This is a genomic window from Bosea sp. 29B, from assembly GCF_902506165.1.
Taxonomy (GTDB): domain Bacteria; phylum Pseudomonadota; class Alphaproteobacteria; order Rhizobiales; family Beijerinckiaceae; genus Allobosea.
Genome location: NZ_LR733817.1, coordinates 2658507 through 2679073, shown reverse-complemented (window position 1 = coordinate 2679073; position 20567 = coordinate 2658507). Strand labels below are relative to the sequence as shown.

Below are 20567 nucleotides of genomic sequence, written 5' to 3'. Positions count from 1 at the left end.
CGATCAGACTCGGCTATTATATACCGCAATCCAAGAGTGATGTTCTGCTTTGAGGTTTTCGACGAGCTCATTTACGAGCTCGTCGTTGATGGCCTGCGGTTTTCCATGAGAAAATTCATTTCTGCACTTATGGGTCTTTTCAAGTAGATTTGCGATTTCATGAAACCCCTGGTTGCGTAGGTCATCGAAATAGCTGACACCGAAGAATATTTTGTAGAGTTCATAGAGGCGACTGTGAATTCCTTGGTGACGCCGAAGCGCATCATCCAAAACGCGCTGTGGAAGCGCGCGCATCGCTGTTCGGTGAAGCCGTTCGATACGGGTCTCGAAGTAACTCCAGAATAGCAGCACCAAAGCTACCCGTGCTGAAGGACGTTTCGCATCGGCAAAATGCGAGAAGCGCTGAAACTCAACGGCCGGACGTTCCCATTCGCGCTGGAGCATCTCAAGATAGACGTAGTCTTCATAACGCCCCTCAGCGCCAGGGAAAGCGCGACCGATCACCATCGTCCTGCCGTCGATGGTCATGGTCTCGGGCGAAGTATCAAAGGGGTCAGCACCGCACGCCGGACATGACGCATCAATCTCGCGAATGCCGTGGCAGACTCCGGTGCACAAGACGTAACCCGACCACAGGCTTCCCCACGATTTGCCGGGTACTTGGTCGAACCACATCAGGCGCCCTTGTCTCTCGTTCGTAAGACTAGAGGGCAGAGCCGCCCGCGGCCAGCACAAGTTCCCGGCTCCAACCGGCAAATCCGGTTCCGAAAACTTATTCTTGTAACATTGAATCCGAAAACGTAGGGTAGTGAACGTTTTTAGGATTCTCATGTTCATCGGATATGCTCGCGTTTCGACGCTCGACCAGGACCCCGCGCTTCAGCTCGATGCGCTGAAGAAGGCCGGGTGCGAACGGCTATTCGTCGAAAATGCCTCCGGCGCGCAGCGCGATCGGCCTGAGCTGACAGCGGCAACAACGATCCTGCGCGACGGCGACACGCTCGTCGTCTGGAAGCTCGACCGCCTGGCCCGTTCACTGCATCAACTTGTCGAGACCGTCGAACTGCTGAGCGAAAAGGGCATCGGGTTGCGCTCGCTTACGGAGGCCATCGACACCACGACAGCCGGCGGGAAACTGGTATTCCATATTTTCGGCGCCATGGCGGAATTCGAGCGCTCCATCATCCGAGAGCGGACCTGCGCAGGCCTGGCGGCCGCGCGCGCACGCGGTCGGCGTGGCGGTCGGCCGAAGGCGCTGAAGGACGAAGATCGCCTCGTTGCGGCAGCGCTTTTGCGCGATCCGAGCATTTCTATCAAAGAAGTGGCGAGCCGTGTCGGCTGTTCGCCCTCGACGCTCTATCAGCATTTTCCTGGTGGTCGTTCTGCAATGGCAGAGGCATCAGGATGAAAGGTAATAGTGACATTTTACGTGCATTTCCGTGCATGTTCCTGTTATGTTCTCGTAGCGCGGAAAAATGCCCCGCACAAAGGTCGGTGTAATGGTGCAGCTATCCCTAACCCCCACGGATTTTGCGAGTCGCGCCATCTCGCCCTTCGTCGAACTCGGTGCATACGAGGCGATGTGGGATCGCGAGAACGCGAGTTTCAAGACGATCGCAGAGCAGTTCGCGAAGCTGCCCGAAGCGGTGCCGTCATATTTTGTCGATCGCAAGACCGCCGATCGCTATGCCTCTGACGTGCACCGGCTACTGCGCGACGCTGGCGTGAAGCAATACGGCGTGCGCGTGCACGGTGCTGGAGAATATCCCGATCGCCTGCGCGATGCCGAGTACCCCATCGAACTTCTCTATTATCAGGGGTGGTGGGAGCTGGTGAATTCGCCGCGCTCGATCGCCGTCGTCGGAACGCGCAACCCCTCCGAAGAAGGCCTGCGCCGCACACGCAAGCTCGTGCGCTCCCTGCTCGATGACGATTTCACAATTGTCTCTGGGCTTGCGAAGGGCGTCGATGCGGAAGCGCATCGCACCGCCATAAAGGAGGGCGGCTACACGATAGGCATCCTCGGCACACCGCTGTCGCACAACTATCCGAAAGAGAATGCCTCGCTGCAAAAGGAGATTGCCGAGAAGCACCTGCTCATCAGTCAGGTGCCGGTGAAACGCTACGGGCAGACGCCGAATCCGACGGCGAACCGACACTTCTTCCCCGAGCGCAACGTGACCATGTCGGCACTCACCGATGCGACGGTCATCATTGAAGCCGGCGATACTTCGGGCACGCTTGTGCAGGCTCGCGCAGCGCTGAAACAAGGCCGCAAGCTCTTCATTCTGGAGAGCTGCTTCCATAATCCGCGTCTCACTTGGCCGAAAAAATACGAGGAGCAGGGCGCCATCCGGGTCAGGGAATACGATGACATCCGCAAGCACCTCATTCCCGCGACTGCTCACTGAAATCGACGAGCTGACGCGGCCCGATCATTCGTTCCTGACGAACGAGGTCCGCTGCTTTTTCATGGGCGAGTACACGGCACGGGCAGGCTTCAGCCACAGCCCGACGAACAATCTCATCCAGAATTTCAAGAAGCCGATGGATCGGCGCGGCACAGCACAGTGGCGCTGGAAGGAAAAGGCTGTTCAGGACGCATCAGCGGCACTCAATGCCGCGTTTGGCAATGCCTCGCTTGCCGGCATGACGTTCGTTCCGATTCCGCCGTCGAAGGTGAAGACGGACCCGATGTATGATGATCGTATGGCCCGGATGCTGCGCGGGGTGCGGCAAGGCCTCGACATCAGAGAACTGGTCGTCCAGCGCGCGAACCGTGCGGCCGCTCACGACACCGAAGACCGACCACGGCCGGAAACCATGGCGGCGCAATACATGATCGACGAAGCGTTGACGGCGCCAGCCCCAGCAACGATCCTCGTCTGCGACGACATGCTGACGACGGGCTGCCAGTTCATGGCAATGCGCTCGGTACTGAGCGCACGCTTCCCGCAGGCACAGATCTTCGGCGTGTTCCTCGCGCGGCGAGCACCGCAAGCCATCGAATTCGACGATCTCGATATCGATCTGTAGCACTTGGTGAACGCTCACGCCGGCTCCGGGCAAGAAACCTTGCGTCGCTGGTGAATCCAAGCGACTCGCCGAACCGAGCGTTCGGCATGGGTCAATGTTTTTCCCGAATCGGGTGTTCTGGCTCTCGAAACCGCTCGAACGGCTCGCCGAGCTCGAAAATGCAGCCATCCAATCCATAGGGAACGGCACCATCGCCAGCTCGATGATCGCGTCCTTGGAAGGGGCGAGGCCCGTCGTTTCGACGTCCACGAAGAGTGCTGTTCGCGTGGCGCTTCCATCCGCGACTAAGAAGGTACGCCGGGGCTCGAGGCGACGCTGCACGCGATAGCGACCACTTGCTCTCAAGATCTCAGCCATCGCCGCGAGATCGGGCTCGCCGCTCATCGCCTCCATATCTGGGGAGCCGGACGTCGCGGAGAGCGGGATGTCACTCATGGCCGATCGATGATCCAGATCCGGTGTCTATGACAATATTCCCGCTATCGCTTGGCGTTGCTCGGCGTGCTTCACGGGGTTCTGCTCCTTCAACTTCGTGAGATTGAGCAGCTTCCAGCGAACCGCCGGCAGATCTGCCGCTTGCGGCAATCCGATTACCTCGAAGTCAGGTTCAGCATCATGCAGCGAAAGCAGGAAGCGCATCGCCCTGTCATCGAGCCGTGCGAGCAGGTCTTTCGTCAGCCGCGCGCGCGCGTCCTTCAACTCACTCAGGCTCACAGGCCGGACCGTCATACCCTCGAACTCCTTGGCAAAGGCGTCGTCGATCTCGGAAAGGGACGGCTTGATAAGCTCATGCGGCGGCCGGCCAGAACTTGCAACATAGATCAGGAAGGTCCGAAACAGCGCGTCGGTCAGCCCCTCATTCTCATAGAGAAGCTTCACATCGAACAGATCGCGCGGGTGCTGGCGATCGACCGCCGCATGGAGCTTGCCGCCGAACAGATCCTCGAAGGCGACGACCTGCAGCTCGGCAAAGCCGAATGTGTCGGCGACCGCGTCGGTGACCGGCCGCAGTTCTGGAGGATGCACCGTCCCGCGCGCGACTGGTGAAGTCTCGATCTTGACCTCGGTACTTCCCTGGCGGACCAGCACGCGTGTGTCATTGTTGCCGCCGCCGGCGATCCGCTGGACCGTCACGCCCCGGAGGTTTCGCAAAAGGTCCTCGCGGATGCGATCAAGCGCCGCGTCGATGCCGGCAAGTGTCGCGTCACGACCCTCGACCGGAAGATAGGTGAGGTCGATGTCGACCGAGAGTCGGGGCATGTCGCGGTAGAAGAGATTAATGGCGGTGCCGCCCTTGAGCGCGAACACGTCCTGGCGCGCTATGAAGGGCAGTGTCCGGACCAGGAGTTCGACCTGCCGCATATATTGCTCACGCGCCACGGGCAGCCTCCTTCGGCAAGAGGTCGGCCGGCACGGTGATCCGATAGGTCGGGTGCAGCCGCCCGCGTGCTGCGAGAGCTCGATCGCCTCGCCCCATGTCGATTCCCGACGTGTCTATATGCTTGCGCCAGGCGTGAGCGTGTTTGTCGGCATAGACGAAGAACAGGCGTTTGACCTTCACGCTCTGGCATTGGGCGAGCAGCATCGTCAGCAATTTCGGGCGCAGATTGACCAAGCTCTCAAACGCCATGTCCAGGGTGTGAAAGCTCTCGTTGTTTGGCAGTTCATCAAGTGCCTCGAGGATCGCTCGCTCCGCCGACGACATCCGTATCGGCCAACGCCAGGGACTGAGGGTAAGCTCCGCATCCGGGCCGTCGGACAGGCTGAATTCGCCATCTTCAACACCGGTCGGCTGCTCACCGAACAGCGCATCGTTTCGCCGGACGAACCGTGCATCGGTTTGCAGCTCGACCAGCCATGTCGGTATGTCCGAGCCGTAGAGATAGATCCCTGCGTCACCGCCCAGCTGCAGATAGTGCGAGTGACCGTGAAGGCTGAGGGCGCTCGTCCCTCCGACATGGAAGCGATGTCCCATGATCCATTGCGCGGAGAGCAATGGGATTTTCCATCCCGTCGCGGCTTCTCGACTTGCGCCGGTGGTAAAGGGGCGGCGGTAGAGGCCTTGTCTCAGCCGCTCCAGCCAGCCTTGCTTCACATAGCCGGAAACCGACTGTCGCGAGATGGCGTGGCGCGTCATCCAGGCCATATCCACCAGAAACCCCGGCGGGATGGTCTGGAGGAGTTGCTTCAGCTTCGACGCGCCTTGTCCATCCATGATGGACATTATGGCATACATTCAAAGTGATGGCGAGAACCGCTTTTGGCCATCGCCCTGATGTCAAACCAAAATTGACAAACAGATTCACTTTTAAAGTAGGCGGGCGGCTTCCCGCTGAATTGAGTAGCTCACCAGGCGTCTCCCTGCGGGCCGGGCTGTCGGCGAAGCTGAAGCCCCTGCGGGTCTTCACCCATCCGGGCGTCCATCCCTGACGCAGGGTGGAGCCATCGCCGGACCATCGAACGAACAGCGCGGTGAATCGCGCACTCGGACTATGGTCTGAGCGGCGGCGCGCTACGTGAATCTGGCGAGCGTCCAGGCGATCGTCCACAACGAACTGCGACGCCCCACGGCAAGCAGTAGGCGGCGCTTGCTGAGGCGAACCGCGTCACCCCGACCAACAGCACGCGGCCGGGTTGTTCTCGCCGAAATGCGTCGTTGCCATGAAGCCAGGTCCATCGAGAGCAGCGCAATCCCGCTCTGATGCGATGGCGTTCTGGTCCGGTTCCGGATCTTCCACGATCAACCCGCAAGGGGTCGGCTACGCGAGCGTGCCGCCGCTGCGGCTTTGCCTTCGCGGTGATCGCGACCGGCCCCGGCCCTTCGAGGAGCCATCGAGCGGGAATTCCCCCGCTCCCGGTTGGAGCCTCACAATGTCGAACGATCTTGTCCTTGCCCAGAGCCACGCCTTCGCGCTCGCCCGCACGCTGATGGTACCGGTGACGGTCTTCCAGATCGACGGCGCTTTTGGGGTGCTGCCGAGCGACGAGATCGACGCTGCCGACGAGCTCCGCGTCATCCATGAGTTCGACCCTCATGATTGCCGGCCGCCTCATTGAGCTGACCTCGTGTGCCGCTGGCGAGCAGTCGCCCGCAAGGGAGGCTGCGCCGCGGACGATCGATCTCATCTTCCGTCGACGGTCGATCCGCGCCCTTGCAGGCGCCGCTCTTCGCGGTGGTTGGGCTTGGACCCGCGAGATATGCGGGAGGGACAACGCAGTAGGAAAGGCCGGACGTAAAGCGCCCGGAGAGATGATGGAGCAACGAGAACTCGAAGAACTGAAGCGGCGCGTGCTGTGCGCGGCGGTGCTGGAGAAAGCCGGCTTTGCCATCGATCTGAAGGAGAGCACGCGCCGCGCCGTCAAGCACCGGCGCGGCAGCGACATCATCATCGTGATCCACGAAGGCCGGGGCTGGTTCGATCCGCTGTCGGACGCCAAGGGCGATGTCTTTTCGCTGATCCAGCATCTGGACGGCGTCGCCTTCACCGAAGTGCTTGTGCGTGCGGCCGGAATGGTCGGGTTCCGACCGGCGGAACTTGCGTGGCAGACACCGCGCGCGCAGAGGCCGGATGTCTCTCTTGCCGAACGCTGGCGCGCCCGGCGAGCCCTTCGACCGGGCTCCCCCACCTGGCGCTACCTGCGTCACGAACGCCATCTGCCTGAAAGCGTGCTGCGCGCCGCGATCCGTCAGGCACGGCTGCGAGAGGGCCCGCATGGCAGCGTGTGGGCCGCCCATGTCGACGACGGCGGCACTGTCAGCGGATGGGAAGAGCGCGGTCCGCAATGGCGTGGGTTTTCGACCGGCGGGGCAAAGATGCTGTTCCGGCTCGGCGCGCACGACGCCTTGAGGCTTTGCATCACCGAGGCGGCGATCGACGCAATGAGCCTTGCAGCGCTCGAGGGGCTGCGGGATGGCAGCCTCTACCTCAGCACCGGCGGCGGCTGGTCGCCTGCGACAGATACGGCGGTGCGAACGCTGGCCGCCCGTCCCGGCGCCCAGCTCGTCGCGGCGACGGACGCCAACAGTCAGGGCGAGGCGTTTGCCGGAAGGTTGCGCGAGATCGCCGAGACGACGGACTGCGACTGGATCCGCCTGACGCCGCCAGCCGACGATTGGAACGACGCTTTGAAGGAGAAGGCGGGGGCGGAGAGGGAAAGGAGGAATGGGAGGAGACATCTGCCGCATGCCCGCCGGCCGCATCAAGGGTGACGCTTCGCCCGGCTGCGCCGGCCCTTGACCCGGCCGGACGGCGAGGCGGCCGCGGGGGAGGGGTCAGGAAGAGCCGGATTGATGATGGCGATGTCGCGAGGATGAGCCGCGCTCCGGTCTGACGACACCTCGAAGGAGTGAGCCAATGACCGTCTCCCCGATCCGCAAAGTGTTTCAGGGTATCGCCGACCGGCGGCAGATGTTTGCGATGTTCGACCGCCATGCGCAGAGGCCCGATCGCCGACCGGACGACGGCAGCTCGCTCTATGCCGGCGAATGGTTCGAGATCGGCCAGGCGGCGCACGACTATATGTTCGAGGCCCTGCCGCCAGTCATCTTGGCGGTCGATATGTTCGCGCTGCGCGAGTTTCTGACCGGTTCGATCACCAGCGTCTTCTTCAGATTGTGGATCGACGGCCGGGCTCGGTACTTTCACGGTTACTGCGATCTCGCCGATATCGGTTACGGCAGGCGCATGCGCGAGGCGATTGTCGAGCGCGAAACCCGGCCCGTGCGGGCGATGACGCGGCAGGAGCGTCTCGAGCACATCTGGTCGAGCACCCATGACAACTATCGCGGCTATGCCGGCGAGCGCTGGCCCGCCCCCGACCGGGGCAAGCGCACGATTACCGTCTATGGCGGCCGGCATGGGACGACGTTGAAGCTGCTTGACGACCTCACGGACTCGGAAGTCAGCGAAAAGCTCCCCGTACATCTGCGCTATCTGCCCGACGCGATCGCGGCGTGATGGGCGCCGGTGATTTTCAGCTTTTCCGTCACGGATGTCCGCGCCGTCATCACGCGCGGACGGATCGACGCCGTCCTCTACGGCGGCTTTCGCAATCCCCATGGCCTCACCCCCGGCCAGAACGAGCGGCCCGGACTCTGGCTGGTCGGCGATGAGGGCGTGTACATCATGTCCAACGGCAAGCTCGCCGAGGATCAGCGTCCGCTCGTCGTCTACGCGCAGGAGTGCGATCCCAAGACCAATCCCGACTACTGGCACTACAAGCGCCAACACTTTGGCGGCGATGACGGCGTCGAGTTTCTCGATGCCATCATGCTCGGGAAGCTGATCGCCGCCGCGCCGACCGCGACGCATCTCACCATCGCGATGACCGACAACGCCCTGTCGCTCGCCCTCGTCCGGCGCTGATCCGCCGGGCTGACCAAGCCGTCCCATCCAACGTCTCGCGACCATCGCAACTCTCGTCGGACCTGATCTGGCGGGAGCGACGGCGCGCGCCCGAACTCAGGAGAATTCGCCATGGCGCAAGATCACCGCCTGAATCTCGATCCCTTCACCATCGACCTCTTCAACGACACGGCTCTGTTATCGGGCCTGAGCCTCGGCGTGACGGCCTTCGCCGGCGATGTCGCAGCCAATGATGACGATGACCCGGAGCCCACCCCGCCGTCGCCGGCGCCGCGGATCACTCCGTCAGCGCCGCGTCCCTCAACGCTTGGTCGGAGCGTCAATTTCGGCCTCGACGGCGACCGCGGCCTCGCCGCGAGCTGGAAAAATCGTGCCCGCGACAGCATCGCCGCGATCCGGCTCGCCGAAAAGATTGAAGCCGAAGAGCGGCCGGCGACGCTGGACGAGCAGCGCAGGCTGATCCGCTTCACCGGCTTCGGCGCATCCGACCTCGCCAATGGCGTCTTCCTGCGGCCGGGCGAGACGGTGTTCCGAAAAGGCTGGGAGACGATCGGCGGCGCGCTGCAGGACGCGGTCAGCGACGCCGACTACGCCTCGCTGGCGCGCTGCACGCAGTACGCTCATTTCACGCCGGAGTTCATCGTTCGTGCGATCTGGGCCGGACTACAGCGGCTCGGCTGGCGCGGCGGCCGCGTGCTCGAACCCGGTATCGGCACCGGGCTGTTCGCAGCGCTCATGCCGGAAGCATACCGCGATCATGTGCATGTCACCGGCGTCGAGCTCGATCCGACCACGGCGCGAATCGCCCGGTTGCTGCAGCCGAGCGCCCGCATCCTCACCGGCGACTTTGCGCGCACGGAGCTGCCTGCGAGCTTCGACCTCGCCATCGGCAACCCGCCGTTTTCCGATCGCATCGTCCGCTCCGACCGCGCCTATCGTTCGCTGGGCTTGCGGCTGCACGACTACTTCATCGCGCGCGCGATCGACCTGTTGAAGCCTGGCGGGCTCGCAGCCTTCGTCACCTCGCATGGCACGATGGACAAGGCGGACGCCGCGGCGCGCGAGCACATCGCCTGTTCGGCCGATCTGATCGCCGCCATCCGCCTGCCGGCAGGCAGCTTCCGCGCAGATGCCGGCACGGACGTCGGCGTCGACATCCTGTTCTTCCGGAAGCGGAAGCCGGGCGAGCCGCAAGGAGATCTGGCCTGGCTCGATCTCGATGAGCTACGAGCCGCGACAGCCGACGAGAGTTCGATCCGCGTCAATCGCTGGTTCGTGCGCAATCCCGGCTTCGTGCTCGGCACGCATGCCCTCACCTCAGGTCCGTTCGGCGAAACCTACACCTGCCTGCCGCACGCTGACGTCGCTCTCGATGCCGCGTTGGACACCGCCATCCGCCTCCTCCCGGAAATCCTCTATGACGGCGAGCCGGAAGCGGTCGATCTTGACGACGGCGAAGCGTCGGACGCGAATATTTTGCTCTCCCCGGAGACGCGTATCCGCGAGGGCAGCTACTTCGTCGATACGCGTCGCGGGCTGATGCAGCTCATCGACGGCCAGCCGGTCGCAGTGAAGGTTCGGAAAGGGCGGAGCGCCGAGGGCGTCCCGGAAAAGCACGTCCGGATCATCCAGAAGCTGATCCCGATCCGCGACGCCGTGCGCGAGGTCCTCAGCTGCCAGGAACAGGACCGACCATGGAAGGACGCGCAGGTTCGCATGCGAATCGCCTGGTCGAGTTTTTTGCGCGAATTCGGCCCGATCAATCATACGACGGTCTCGATCTCGGATGATGAGACGACCGGCGAGGTCCGCGAATCTCACCGCCGGCCAAACCTGCAGCCATTCCTTGACGATCCCGATTGCTGGCTCGTCGCCTCGATCGAGGACTACGATCTCGACACCGACACGGCGAAGCCCGGTCCTCTCTTCAGCGAGCGCGTCATTGCGCCGCCTGCAGCGCCGGTCATCACTTGCGCCACGGACGCCCTTGCCGTCGTCCTGAACGAGCGCGGCCGGGTCGATCGCGAGCACATCGCCGAGCTGCTGCATCGGGATGTCATCGACGCCGTCGCCGAGCTGGGCGACGCGATCTTCCAGAACCCAGCCGACGGCGCTTGGCTGATGGCGGACGCCTATCTGTCGGGGGCAGTGCGCGACAAGCTGAAGGTTGCCGAAGCCGCGGCAGAGCTCGACCCGGTCTTTGAGCGAAATGTCCGGGCGCTGGCCGCAGTCCAGCCGGCCGATCTCGGGCCGTCCGACATCACCGCGCGTCTCGGCGCGCCCTGGATACCGGCAGCCGACGTCGTCGCCTTCGTCAAGGAGACGATGGGCGCCGAGATCACGATCCGCCACATGCCGGAGCTGGCGTCGTGGACAGTGGATGCGCGCCAGCTCGCCTGGCTGGCGGCGGGAACATCCGACTGGGGCACGGGCCGCCGCCATGCCGGCGAATTGCTGACCGACGCGCTGAACAGCCGCATCCCGCAAATCTTTGACACGGTGAAGGAGGGCGGCAGCGAGCGGCGCGTGCTCAACGTCGTCGATACCGAAGCCGCCAAGGAGAAGCTGCACAAGATCAAGACCGCGTTCCAGAATTGGATCTGGTCCGACCCCGACCGCACCGACCGGCTGGCGCGGATCTACAATGACCGCTTCAACAACATCGCGCCGCGCGCTTTTGATGGCTCGCATCTGAAGCTGCCCGGCGCGAGCGGCGCTTTCACCCTCTACCCCCATCAGAAGCGTGGCATCTGGCGGATCATCGCGACTGGGTCGACCTATCTCGCCCACGCGGTCGGCGCCGGAAAGACCATGACCTTTGCTGCCGCCGTGATGGAGCAGCGCCGTCTCGGGCTGATCGCCAAGGCGATGCTAGTCGTGCCGGGCCATTGCCTGGCGCAGGCCGCGCGGGAATTCCTAGCGCTCTACCCGAACGCCCGCATCCTCGTCGCCGACGAGAGCAATTTCACGAAGGAGAAGCGCCACCGCTTTCTGTCGCGCGCTGCGACCGCGACCTGGGACGCGATCATCATTACCCATTCGGCGTTCCGCTTCATCGACGTGCCGTCCGCCTTCGAGCAGCAGATGATTCAGGAGGAACTCGAACTCTATGAAAACCTGCTGACCAAGGTCGAGACCGACGACCGCGTCTCGCGCAAGCGCCTCGAACGCCTGAAGGAGGGGTTGAAGGAGCGGCTGGAAGCGCTCTCGACCCGCAAGGACGATCTTCTGACCATCTCCGAGCTCGGCATCGATCAGATCATTGTCGACGAGGCGCAGGAGTTCCGGAAGTTGTCCTTCGCCACCAACATGTCGACACTGAAGGGCGTCGACCCCAACGGCTCGCAGCGCGCCTGGGATCTCTATGTGAAGTCGCGCTTCGTCGAGACGAAGAACCCGGGCCGGGCGCTCGTGCTCGCCTCGGGCACGCCGATCACCAACACGCTCGGCGAGATGTTTTCGGTGCAGCGCCTGATGGATCATTCCGCGCTTCGGCAGCGCGGACTGCACGAGTTCGACGCCTGGGCCTCGACTTTTGGCGACACCACGACCGAACTCGAGCTGCAGCCATCGGGCAAATACAAGCCGGTCTCGCGCTTCGCCAGCTTCGTCAATGTGCCCGAGCTGATCGCCATGTTCCGCTCCTTCGCGGATGTCGTGCTTCCCGACGATTTGCGGCGTTATGTGAAGGTGCCGGCGATCTCGACCGGCCGCCGTCAGATACTGACCGCTAAACCGACGTCGGACTTCAAGTCGTATCAGCGCCTGCTTGACGAACGCATCAAGGCGATCGAGATGCGCGACCGGCCGCCGGAGCCCGGCGACGACATCCTGCTCTCGGTCATCACCGATGGCCGCCATGCCGCGATCGATCTGCGCTTGGTCGATCCCGACAACGACAACGAGGCGGAGAACAAGCTCAACCTCCTGATCGGGAACGCGCTACGCATCTGGCGGGAAACCACGGACGCAACCTATGTCCGGCCCGATGGCAAGCCCTTCGAGGCGACGGGCGCCGCGCAGATGATTTTCTCCGATCTCGGCACGATCAGCGTCGAAAAGAGCCGGGGCTTCTCGGCCTATCGCTGGATCCGCGACGAGTTGGTCCGGCGCGGCGTGCCGGCCTCCGAGATCGCCTTCATGCAGGATTTCAAGAAGTCGGAGGCCAAACAGCGGCTGTTCGGCGATGTCCGGGCCGGCCGGGTGCGCTTTCTGATCGGCTCGTCGGAGACGATGGGCACCGGCGTCAACGCCCAACTCCGCCTGAAAGCGTTGCATCATCTTGACGTGCCGTGGCTGCCCTCGCAGATCGAGCAGCGAGAGGGGAGGATCGTGCGGCAGGGCAACCAGCATGACGAGGTCGACATCTTCGCCTATGCGACGCAAGGCTCGCTCGACGCCACGATGTGGCAGAACAATGAGCGCAAGGCCCGCTTCATCGCGGCGGCACTCTCAGGCGACACCTCGATCCGCCGTTTGGAGGATCTGGGCGAGGGGCAGGCCAACCAGTTCGCGATGGCGAAAGCGATCGCGTCGGGCGATCAGCAGCTGATGCAAAAGGCCGGGTTGGAGGCTGAAGTTGCCCGGCTCGAGCGCCTGCGCGCCGCCCATCAGGACGATCAGTTCGCCGTGCGTCGGCAGCTCCGCGATGCCGAACGGGATAGCGCGGTCTCGACCCGTCGAATCGACGAGATCGGAAGCGACATCGAGCGCCGCGTCCCGACCGCCGGGGACGCCTTTGCAATGACCGTGACGGGGAAGGCTTATGTGGAGCGCAAGGAGGCCGGCCGTGCCTTGCTCAAGGAAATCCTGACCCTCGTGCAGATGCGCCATGAGGGGGAGGTGGTGATCGCCATGATCGGCGGGTTTGAGCTGGAGTTCAGCGGCGATCGCGGGGGCCGCGATGGCTATCGCTATGAGACGATGCTGCTTCGCACCGGCGACGGGCACGAGATCGATCTGCAGGTCACGGTGACGCCGCTTGGCGCGGTGTCGCGGCTCGAACACGCGCTCGGGGATTTTGAGGGCGAGCGGGAGCGGTATCGTCAGCGTCTCGCTGAGGCCCAGCGCCGGCTCGCATCGTATCGGTCGCGCGAGGGTGGCGAGTTCGCCTTTGGCGAGGAGCTTGCGGAGAAGCGCCGACAGTTGATTGAGATCGAGACAGCGCTGGCGAGCGATACGGACGGACCTGATGCGATGTCGGCTGTCGCGGCTTGATCTGAGCAGAAGGGTGGAAGGCGGGGCGAGCGAGAAAAAATGAACCTTGCTCGCCGACCGGCCATTCCGGTGACGCTGACGCTCAACCGCCGCCGTCGCGATCCCGGTCCGTTGTCCCGCGCAGGGCTTTGCCCCGCTTGGCCATCCGGACCGAGATGCTCGGCTGCAGTTGCACCGGCCTGTCCGCTCCGCGGGCTGGAAATGGTCTTCGGGAAGAAGACTGAACCGGACAGGTCGAGGCCTTGCGTCCGGCATCCTCGGATAGGAGCACTCACATGCATCTCATGAAAGTCGATCCGCGCGCGCTGAAGGAGAATTCAGATCGTTCGCGCCAGACCAAATCCTCACCCCAGGCCGATGCGTTGCTGCTGGCGACGATCAAGGCGGTCGGCCTCGTCCAGCCGCCGGTGATCGCGCCGGAGACCGATGGCGGCAATGGATACAACATCGATTCCGGGCATCGCCGCGTGAAGCAGGCGATCGCGGCCGGGCTGGAGGAAATCGACGTCCTGGTCGTCGATGCCGCTAATGATAACGGCGCGATGCGCAGCATCGTCGAGAACATTGCCCGGGAGCCGCTGAACCCGGTCGATCAGTGGCGGGCGATCGAGCGTCTCGTCGCGCTCGGCTGGACAGAAGAAGCGATCGGCATCGCGCTCGCCTTGCCGGTGCGCCAGATCAGGAAACTCAGGTTGCTGGCGAATGTGCTGCCTGCGATGCTGGACCACATGGCGAAGGGCGATATGCCGGGCGAGCAGCAACTGCGCGCGATCGCGGCCGCCAATCTCGACGAACAGCGCGAGGTCTGGAAGGCGCAGAAGCCGAAGAAGGGCGACCCGCAGGTGTCCTGGTGGAGCGTGGCGAACGCTCTGTCGAAGAAGCGCATGTACGCGCGCGACGCGAGTTTTGGCGACGATCTGGCCCAGGCCTATGGGATCGCATGGGTCGAGGATCTCTTCGCGCCGGCCGACGAGGACAGCCGCTACACCACCAATGTCGAGGCGTTCCTCGGCGCCCAGCAGGAATGGATGACCATCCACCTGCCCAAGCGCGGCGTCATCACCGACGTCAGCAATTTTGGCCAAGTCGTGCTGCCGCCCAAGGCCGAACGTGTCTACGGAAAGCCGGGCAAAAGCGATCGGACGGCGATGTATCTCGACCGTGAGGGCAAGGTGCAGACGGCTCACTTCCGCCTGCCGGAGCCGAAGAAGGCCAAGGGCGCCGACGACGCTGAGGGCGGCGACGACACGATCGTGATGGCCAAGCCACGACCCGACGTGACGCGCAAGGGCGTCGAGATGATCGGCGACCTGCGCACCGATGCGCTGCACGAGGCACTGGCGCGGGCGCCGATCGAGGACGACACGCTGATGGCGCTGCTCGTGCTGGCGCTCGCCGGTCGCAACATCTCGGTCCAGTCCGGCGCGTCCGGCGATGTCTACGGGTTTGCCCGGATGGAGCGGCATGCCGTTGGCCTCGTCGGCGAGGACGGCAAGCTCACCTTCGACATGGACACGCTGCGGGTCGCAGCGCGCTCGGCCCTAATCGACGTCCTCTCGGCCCGCGAAAACCGGACCAACAGCGGCATCGTCGCGCGCCTTGCCGGCGACGCGATCGGCGCGGACGGTTTTCTGCCGACCATGGGCACGGACGAGTTCCTGTCGTGCCTGTCACGCCAGGCGCTGGAGTGCTCCTGCAAGGACACGTCGGTGCTTCCACGCGCCCGGGTGAAGGACACGCGCGCCGCGCTCGTCGAGCATTTTGGGGAGACGCGCTTCGTTCATCCGTTGGCGTTGTTCGCGCCGGCGACGGCTGAGGTCGCGACCTGGCGCTCGAAGATCGCGGTCGTCGCCGATGAGGACGAGGACTCCACCGCAGACGCCGCCGATAGCGAGTCTGGCGATGCAGATGCGCTCGCCGACGTCGATCTCGACGCCATCGACGAGGCTTACCGGGTCGCGGCGGAATAGCTCCGACCTCCTGACTCATGTCCGATCGCGATCCCGCCGCTGGCCTCGTGCCGGCGGCGGTTTCGTTTTCCATACAACGGCATCACGGAGGACAATATGTCCGCGCACGCAATATTCGATCATGCACCCATCGGCTCGATCATCGCCTGGTCGGACGGAACGCCGCGGCCACTGGCGCGCTTCACCAAGAAACTCGCGGCCTGGCTGACCAGCAATGGCAAGGGCCGCCTGATCCGGAAGCAGCCCAGCAGGAGCATGGGCACTCTCAGCCTGTCCGCCAGCTTCACCCTGCATGAGGCCGATTTTGGCACTGGGGGGGTCGTCGCGATCCGGGTCCATCGCATTTTTTCCCTGGGCTCGAGCCTGCACTTCAGCGTAGTCGAGCGCCCGGCGATCGGGTCGGTGCGTGTCTTCGATCGGCCCGGCGAGGATGCCGAGCTTGTCCATCTCGCGTCAAACCTCGTGGCGGCGGAGGAATGGCTCTCTCGTCATGGCTATCCGCGCGCCGTGCTCCAGGAGGTCACGGCCGATGAGTTCGGGGCCACTGTCGTCGAGGGGAGGGCGGCATGACAAGCGCATTGGCTTGCGACCCCGCGACCGGCGCGGATCCCGAAGCGTTGGAGGTCGAGTTCGGGCGATCAACCGAGCGGTTTCCGGTCGCCCGGGTCGGCGACAGTGCCTTCGCCATGCTGCCGACGCGCGATGGGCGTCATTATCTCGCGACGGGCTCGAAGATCGCGCGGCCACTCGCGACATGGCGTCGATCCGACTTTTACGGCCATTCCGGCAGCCTGGAGAATGAAGCCGCGTTCCGCGCCAAGGTGCTGGAGCATGCTGAGCATCTTCGCGAGAAGCGGGCTCTTGGTCGAATGGAGATCAGCAGCAGGTCGCAGACGCCATGGGGCCTCTCTCAGGGCGCGACAGCCTACGCCGAGGGCGTCGAATCGCATTCCACCGCCGGCCATGGCGGCTTCAAACTCTCGGCTGAGCGCAATCGCAGGGTTCATCCCCTGCTGCGCGCGAAGGGCGGCTGGTACGAGGAGGACTGCGCCTGGGCGATCGTCGCCATCAGCTTCCCCGAGCTTTTCACCAGCTTCGAGCGGCGCTGCGCTGAGCGCTCGACCAAGGATAGCTGGCCAGATGCGTGGGAGGCGATCTTCGGGACCGTTCTTAGACCGGGTGAATCTCATGAGAAGGACCGGCGGGCTTTTCATGAGGCGCATGCCGGCGACTGGATCGTGGTCTCGGCCATTGCGTCCGGTCATCGGAAGGGTTTTGTCGAATGCGTCGCCACGCCAGGCGGCCAACGCGGGGCCGGAACCGAGGAGCGCCGTTTTCTCGTTCCAGCGGACGAGTATGCCGTCGGCCGGTTCGGATTCGTCATCGATCCATCCCGTCACGCTGTCTACGCCGGGCCCTCCAGCTTCATCGGCTGGCAGCGCGGGACGTCGTCATGACGATCGCCCCCGAGACGTTGGCGCAGCTTTCCCGCATGGAGGAAGCGCGCCGGCAGATCCAGCGCCAACTCAAGCTGATCGACCGGCAGATCACGCGCCGCGCGACCGCGCTGGTCCCGCGAACGCGGCAGAGGCGGCAAGCTGATCGGCGAGGCGACGCGCCCGGCGGACGCTTGGTTTTGGAGCGCTATCGCTCGATGCTTACTGCACTGACGGCCGAACGTCAGCCGGAGATCGACGCACTCTCTCGCAAGCTCGCGCGGCAGGACCGGGCCATCGCCGCCCATTGCGAGCGGCATCGGACACCGTCTTCGCGCGCGGCGTGACCGGGAGACGCGATCTGTCGTCTTGCTAGGTCCTCAAACCTAACCAGTCAGCTGCGTGACGGCGTGGCCTGGGCTGTCCGTTTCGGTGGCGTGACTGAGGCTAGGCCGGGCTGGCCCTCGTCCTCTCGGGTTTGCTGCGGTCTGAACCGTCGGCCAGGCGCTTCAAGGCCGCGTGCCGCGCCGCGTGGCGGCCGGCCTTCACCGATCTCGCAGACGAAACTCGCGTCCGGCGCGAGGGCTTAAGCCCTGCTTGGCCGCAAGCCTCGTCCGCTCGCCTGGCATAGGCCGGACCTGTGAAGCGCCAGGGCTTTCGACGGTTCGGGTCGACCGCACCCGAGGGGACGACGGCCAAGCGCCGATCCGGCTCCGAGGGCGCAACCGAAGAAAGGACCATCCCATGGCCAAGACCGCACATTCACCCCGCGAGAGCGCCCGCGTCGTCCCGCTCCGCAAGGGCACGACCATCGAAATGACCCGGCTCGCCTGTCCCGACCAGCAACAGGCGCTCCTCATCGCCGAGAGCTTCGGGCTCCCGGTCCTCGACGGCGACGGTATCCGCGACATGCACGAGCGGCTGATCGTGGAGACGGCGGCCAGCCTGCAGGACGGGCTCGGCGAGCGGGCGATGCAGATCCACCTGCAGCGCATCGTCGGCGCTTATGTCGGCTCGGCCCATGGCGCCGGGCAGTTCTACTCCCGCGCGGTCACCGAGGCGCGCGACGCCACGGCCAAGTCGGCCTGTGATGCGCGCGACGAGGATGTCGATGGTCCGGTCGGCTTTGACGGTCCAGCCCAGCGCAAGCGAGAATTCGCAGCCGACATGGGCCTCCAGGCGCATGCACTGCTGATGGCGGCGGAGGGCGCTGTGACAGCTTACGAGCAAGTCATCGGCGAGCGGTGGAAGCCCTTTGAGCGAGCCGTCGAGACCACAGGTCCATCCGTCGATCGCAAGGCGGCGGCAGCTCAGATGGCGGCGTTCGGCTGAGCCTCGGCGAGCGGGGCGCCAGCCCCGCTCGTAATCTCCACCGTCCGTGAGATCGGACCACCATTCACCGCAATCTTTTTCCGGCAGGCCGAACCCGAAACCGTTCCGGATCATCAGTCCACGGATCGAACACCACCGCGCCGGTCGCGCCGACATCCCTGGTGTTGCGAGTCACGAGATAGAGATCGTGCTCGATCGCGGTCGCCGCCAGCATCGTGTCGATCACCGGCGGTGGATGTCCGCTTGCCCGCCTGCTCTCCCCCGACATCCGCCCCCAGGCCAGCACGACCGGGTTGCTGACGCCGAGCATTCGATCCTGGAATCGTTGCGCCAGGGCGTCGCGGGCGGCCTTGTATCTCGGCCGGTCGGGATGATCGGGCGCTAGGTTGAAAATCCCCTTGTCGTATTCGGCCAGCGTCAGGATGCTGATGAAGAAGCTGTCCTCGCGCTGGTCGCGCGCCCATCCCTTGACGGACGGCGCACCATTGGGATTGATCAGCGCGGCGACGACGTTGGTGTCGAGAAGCCAGCCTTTCAAAGTTCGACGTCCCGCCCGAAATCCGCTTCGCGGGCTAAGTCGAGCCCGTCCAGATGCAGGCTCTCCATGAACTCGACGAAGGGCGCCTGCTGCTCTTGCGGAACCAGACGCTCGAATTCCTCGACGCTCATGACGACAACCGCATCATGACCGCGGACGCTGACGCGCTGGGGACCTTCGGTCCGCGCGTGACGCACGACTTCGCTGAAGCGCGCTTTTGCGTCTTCGAGCTTCCATCGTCCTTGAGGTATTGCCTTGGCCATTCACGCAGCTCTTTTCGTCATGATATTCGAGCTAGTCAGCTAGTCAGAAGATAGCGGCTCTCGGCCGTCGGCGCCAGCCCCGTCGAAGTGCGATTATTGTGAGCGGTTGGCAGGCGCTTCGATCGCGACCCGTCCCGATCCACGGTCTTAGCCGGGACGGCAGGCTGCAACGGCTTTGCCGTCTTCCACTTCGTTCCAGCCCTTCAGGTGCAGCCATCGCCTGGGCTCCCGGCTTTTCGACCTTTCGTGACGGGGTCGCGATCGGCGCGACCTCCCGATGGAGGTTGGATCATGAGCAAGTCAGAAGAAAAACCGCGCGCGGACATCTATGCGCGGATCACCGACAGGATCGTCGCGGAACTTGAAAGGGGCGTGCGTCCCTGGATGCAGCCGTGGCGTTTAGGCAGTGGCAACGGAAGCGTGACACGGCCGCTGCGGCATAACGGGTTGCCCTATAGCGGGATGAACGTGCTCTTGCTCTGGTCTGAGGCTGCGGCGCGCGGCTTTTCCTCCCCGGTCTGGATGACATTCAAGCAGGCGCTTGAACTCGGCGGCGCGGTCCGCAAGGGCGAGAGCGGATCGATGGTTGTCTTCGCCAGCCGCTTCAAGAAAACCGAAACCGATGCCGCTGGCGACGCGATCGATCGCGAAATTCCATTCCTCAAATCCTACACGGTCTTCAACGCCGAGCAGATCGACGGCGTGCCCGCCAACGATCGCGATCAATCCGAACCGACTTGCGATCCGATCGAGCGGATCGATCATGCCGATCGCTTCTTCGCCCAAACCGGCGCCGTCATCCGACATGGTGGCGAACGTGCGTACTATTCGCCGCTGACCGACCACATTCAGATGCCGCCCTTTGCAACCTTTCGCGATGGAGCGTCGTATGTCGCGACGCTGAGTCATGAGGCGGCGCATTGGACGGCGGCCCCGCATCGCGCCAATCGCGATCTCAGCCGCTATGGCAAGGACCGCAGCGAGCGGGCGCGCGAGGAGTTGATCGCGGAACTCGGAAGCTGCTTCCTCTGCGCCGATCTTGGCATCGTACCGGAGCTGGAGCCGCGTCCAGATCACGCCAGCTATCTCGCCTCCTGGCTCGAGGTTCTGTCCAGCGACAAGCGCTTCATCTTTGGAGCCGCGGCGCATGCACAGCGGGCCGTTGCTTATCTTCACAGGCTTCAGCCGCAGGCTGGCTCGATCGCGAAGGCTGCATGAGTGGTTGAGCTCGATGATGCCGGAGCTAGTTCGAAATCATTGATGGGCGCTACCACCATGTGTTCCTCAGCTGTTTCCAAGGGCCGTGCGTCCCACTGCGTCCTCGATGGGCATGTCTGACCGAATGCCGTCGTCGCTGGCGCGCCGTCTCGCTCTCACACCTGCAACGGCCAGGAGCGGCTTTCTTCCCC

Annotated in this window: 19 protein-coding genes; 14 read left to right on the top strand and 5 right to left on the bottom strand. The window is 64.0% G+C overall.

The genetic code is table 11. The features are described 5' to 3' along the window. Positions 1-3: 3 nt before the first annotated feature. The gene (locus tag GV161_RS13120) at positions 4-528 is read right to left on the bottom strand and encodes a hypothetical protein (protein WP_152016351.1); all 525 of its coding nucleotides are present in this window, start codon (positions 526-528) and stop codon (positions 4-6) included. 301 nt (positions 529-829) lie between these two features. Here GV161_RS13120 and GV161_RS13115 point away from each other — a divergent pair, with 301 nt between their 5' ends. The 3 genes from GV161_RS13115 (at position 830) to GV161_RS13105 (ending at position 3036) form a co-directional block, all read left to right on the top strand. Continuing rightward, complete coding sequence (locus GV161_RS13115) at positions 830-1408, top strand: recombinase family protein (RefSeq protein ID WP_152016350.1); 579 nt, start codon at positions 830-832, stop codon at positions 1406-1408. 91 nt (positions 1409-1499) lie between these two features. Beyond that, positions 1500-2411 (top strand): DNA-processing protein DprA, encoded by a 912-nt coding sequence (locus GV161_RS13110; RefSeq protein ID WP_152016349.1) that lies wholly within the window; start codon positions 1500-1502, stop codon positions 2409-2411. Beyond that, positions 2371-3036 (top strand): hypothetical protein, encoded by a 666-nt coding sequence (locus tag GV161_RS13105; RefSeq protein WP_152016348.1) that lies wholly within the window; start codon positions 2371-2373, stop codon positions 3034-3036. Before GV161_RS13110 ends, GV161_RS13105 begins: the two co-directional genes overlap by 41 nt. 462 nt (positions 3037-3498) lie before the next feature. Here GV161_RS13105 and GV161_RS13100 read toward each other — a convergent pair whose 3' ends face one another. After that, positions 3499-4416 carry a nucleotidyl transferase AbiEii/AbiGii toxin family protein gene (locus GV161_RS13100; protein ID WP_152016347.1) on the bottom strand — a complete coding sequence of 306 codons (918 nt, stop codon included), beginning with the start codon at positions 4414-4416 and terminating at the stop codon, positions 3499-3501. Beyond that, positions 4406-5260 carry a type IV toxin-antitoxin system AbiEi family antitoxin domain-containing protein gene (locus GV161_RS13095; RefSeq protein WP_348521243.1) on the bottom strand — a complete coding sequence of 285 codons (855 nt, stop codon included), beginning with the start codon at positions 5258-5260 and terminating at the stop codon, positions 4406-4408. The genes GV161_RS13100 and GV161_RS13095 overlap by 11 nt, the downstream gene beginning before the upstream one ends. 647 nt (positions 5261-5907) lie before the next feature. Between GV161_RS13095 and GV161_RS13090 the strand changes: the two genes are divergently transcribed. From GV161_RS13090 to GV161_RS13045, 10 genes are all read left to right on the top strand, one after another. Beyond that, positions 5908-6093: a hypothetical protein gene (locus GV161_RS13090; RefSeq protein WP_152016345.1), complete on the top strand. Its 186-nt coding sequence runs from the start codon at positions 5908-5910 to the stop codon at positions 6091-6093. Between the two features lie 196 nt (positions 6094-6289). Next, complete coding sequence (locus GV161_RS13085) at positions 6290-7246, top strand: DUF3991 and toprim domain-containing protein (protein ID WP_152016344.1); 957 nt, start codon at positions 6290-6292, stop codon at positions 7244-7246. 145 nt (positions 7247-7391) lie between these two features. Then, complete coding sequence (locus GV161_RS13080; RefSeq protein WP_152016343.1) at positions 7392-7994, top strand: DUF1419 domain-containing protein; 603 nt, start codon at positions 7392-7394, stop codon at positions 7992-7994. A gap of 12 nt (positions 7995-8006) precedes the next feature. After that, positions 8007-8402 (top strand): DUF3085 domain-containing protein, encoded by a 396-nt coding sequence (locus GV161_RS13075; protein ID WP_152017463.1) that lies wholly within the window; start codon positions 8007-8009, stop codon positions 8400-8402. Positions 8403-8513: 111 nt separating this feature from the next. After that, positions 8514-13619, top strand: a complete 5106-nt coding sequence (locus tag GV161_RS13070; RefSeq protein WP_152016342.1) for an N-6 DNA methylase — start codon at positions 8514-8516, stop codon at positions 13617-13619. A gap of 275 nt (positions 13620-13894) precedes the next feature. Next, on the top strand, positions 13895-15589 hold the full coding sequence (locus tag GV161_RS13065) for a ParB N-terminal domain-containing protein (protein WP_152016341.1): 1695 nt from the start codon (positions 13895-13897) through the stop codon (positions 15587-15589). Between the two features lie 96 nt (positions 15590-15685). Continuing rightward, complete coding sequence (locus tag GV161_RS13060) at positions 15686-16159, top strand: hypothetical protein (RefSeq protein ID WP_152016340.1); 474 nt, start codon at positions 15686-15688, stop codon at positions 16157-16159. After that, positions 16156-17046 (top strand): hypothetical protein, encoded by an 891-nt coding sequence (locus GV161_RS13055; RefSeq protein ID WP_152016339.1) that lies wholly within the window; start codon positions 16156-16158, stop codon positions 17044-17046. The genes GV161_RS13060 and GV161_RS13055 overlap by 4 nt, the downstream gene beginning before the upstream one ends. After that, on the top strand, positions 17043-17372 hold the full coding sequence (locus tag GV161_RS13050; RefSeq protein WP_152016338.1) for a hypothetical protein: 330 nt from the start codon (positions 17043-17045) through the stop codon (positions 17370-17372). Before GV161_RS13055 ends, GV161_RS13050 begins: the two co-directional genes overlap by 4 nt. A gap of 397 nt (positions 17373-17769) precedes the next feature. Then, complete coding sequence (locus GV161_RS13045) at positions 17770-18357, top strand: hypothetical protein (RefSeq protein ID WP_152016337.1); 588 nt, start codon at positions 17770-17772, stop codon at positions 18355-18357. A 64-nt stretch (positions 18358-18421) separates the two neighbouring features. On the opposite strand, the gene GV161_RS13040 is transcribed toward GV161_RS13045, so the two are convergent. Together GV161_RS13040 and GV161_RS13035 are read right to left on the bottom strand one after the other, a co-directional pair. Further along, positions 18422-18895 (bottom strand): type II toxin-antitoxin system VapC family toxin, encoded by a 474-nt coding sequence (locus tag GV161_RS13040; RefSeq protein ID WP_152016336.1) that lies wholly within the window; start codon positions 18893-18895, stop codon positions 18422-18424. Beyond that, entirely contained in the window at positions 18892-19158 is a 267-nt protein-coding gene (locus GV161_RS13035; protein WP_152016335.1) for a type II toxin-antitoxin system Phd/YefM family antitoxin, read from the bottom strand. Before GV161_RS13035 ends, GV161_RS13040 begins: the two co-directional genes overlap by 4 nt. 291 nt (positions 19159-19449) lie before the next feature. On the opposite strand from GV161_RS13035, the gene GV161_RS13030 reads away from it, so the two are divergent. Beyond that, entirely contained in the window at positions 19450-20376 is a 927-nt protein-coding gene (locus tag GV161_RS13030) for a zincin-like metallopeptidase domain-containing protein (protein WP_152016334.1), read from the top strand. The last annotated feature ends 191 nt before the right edge of the window (positions 20377-20567 follow it).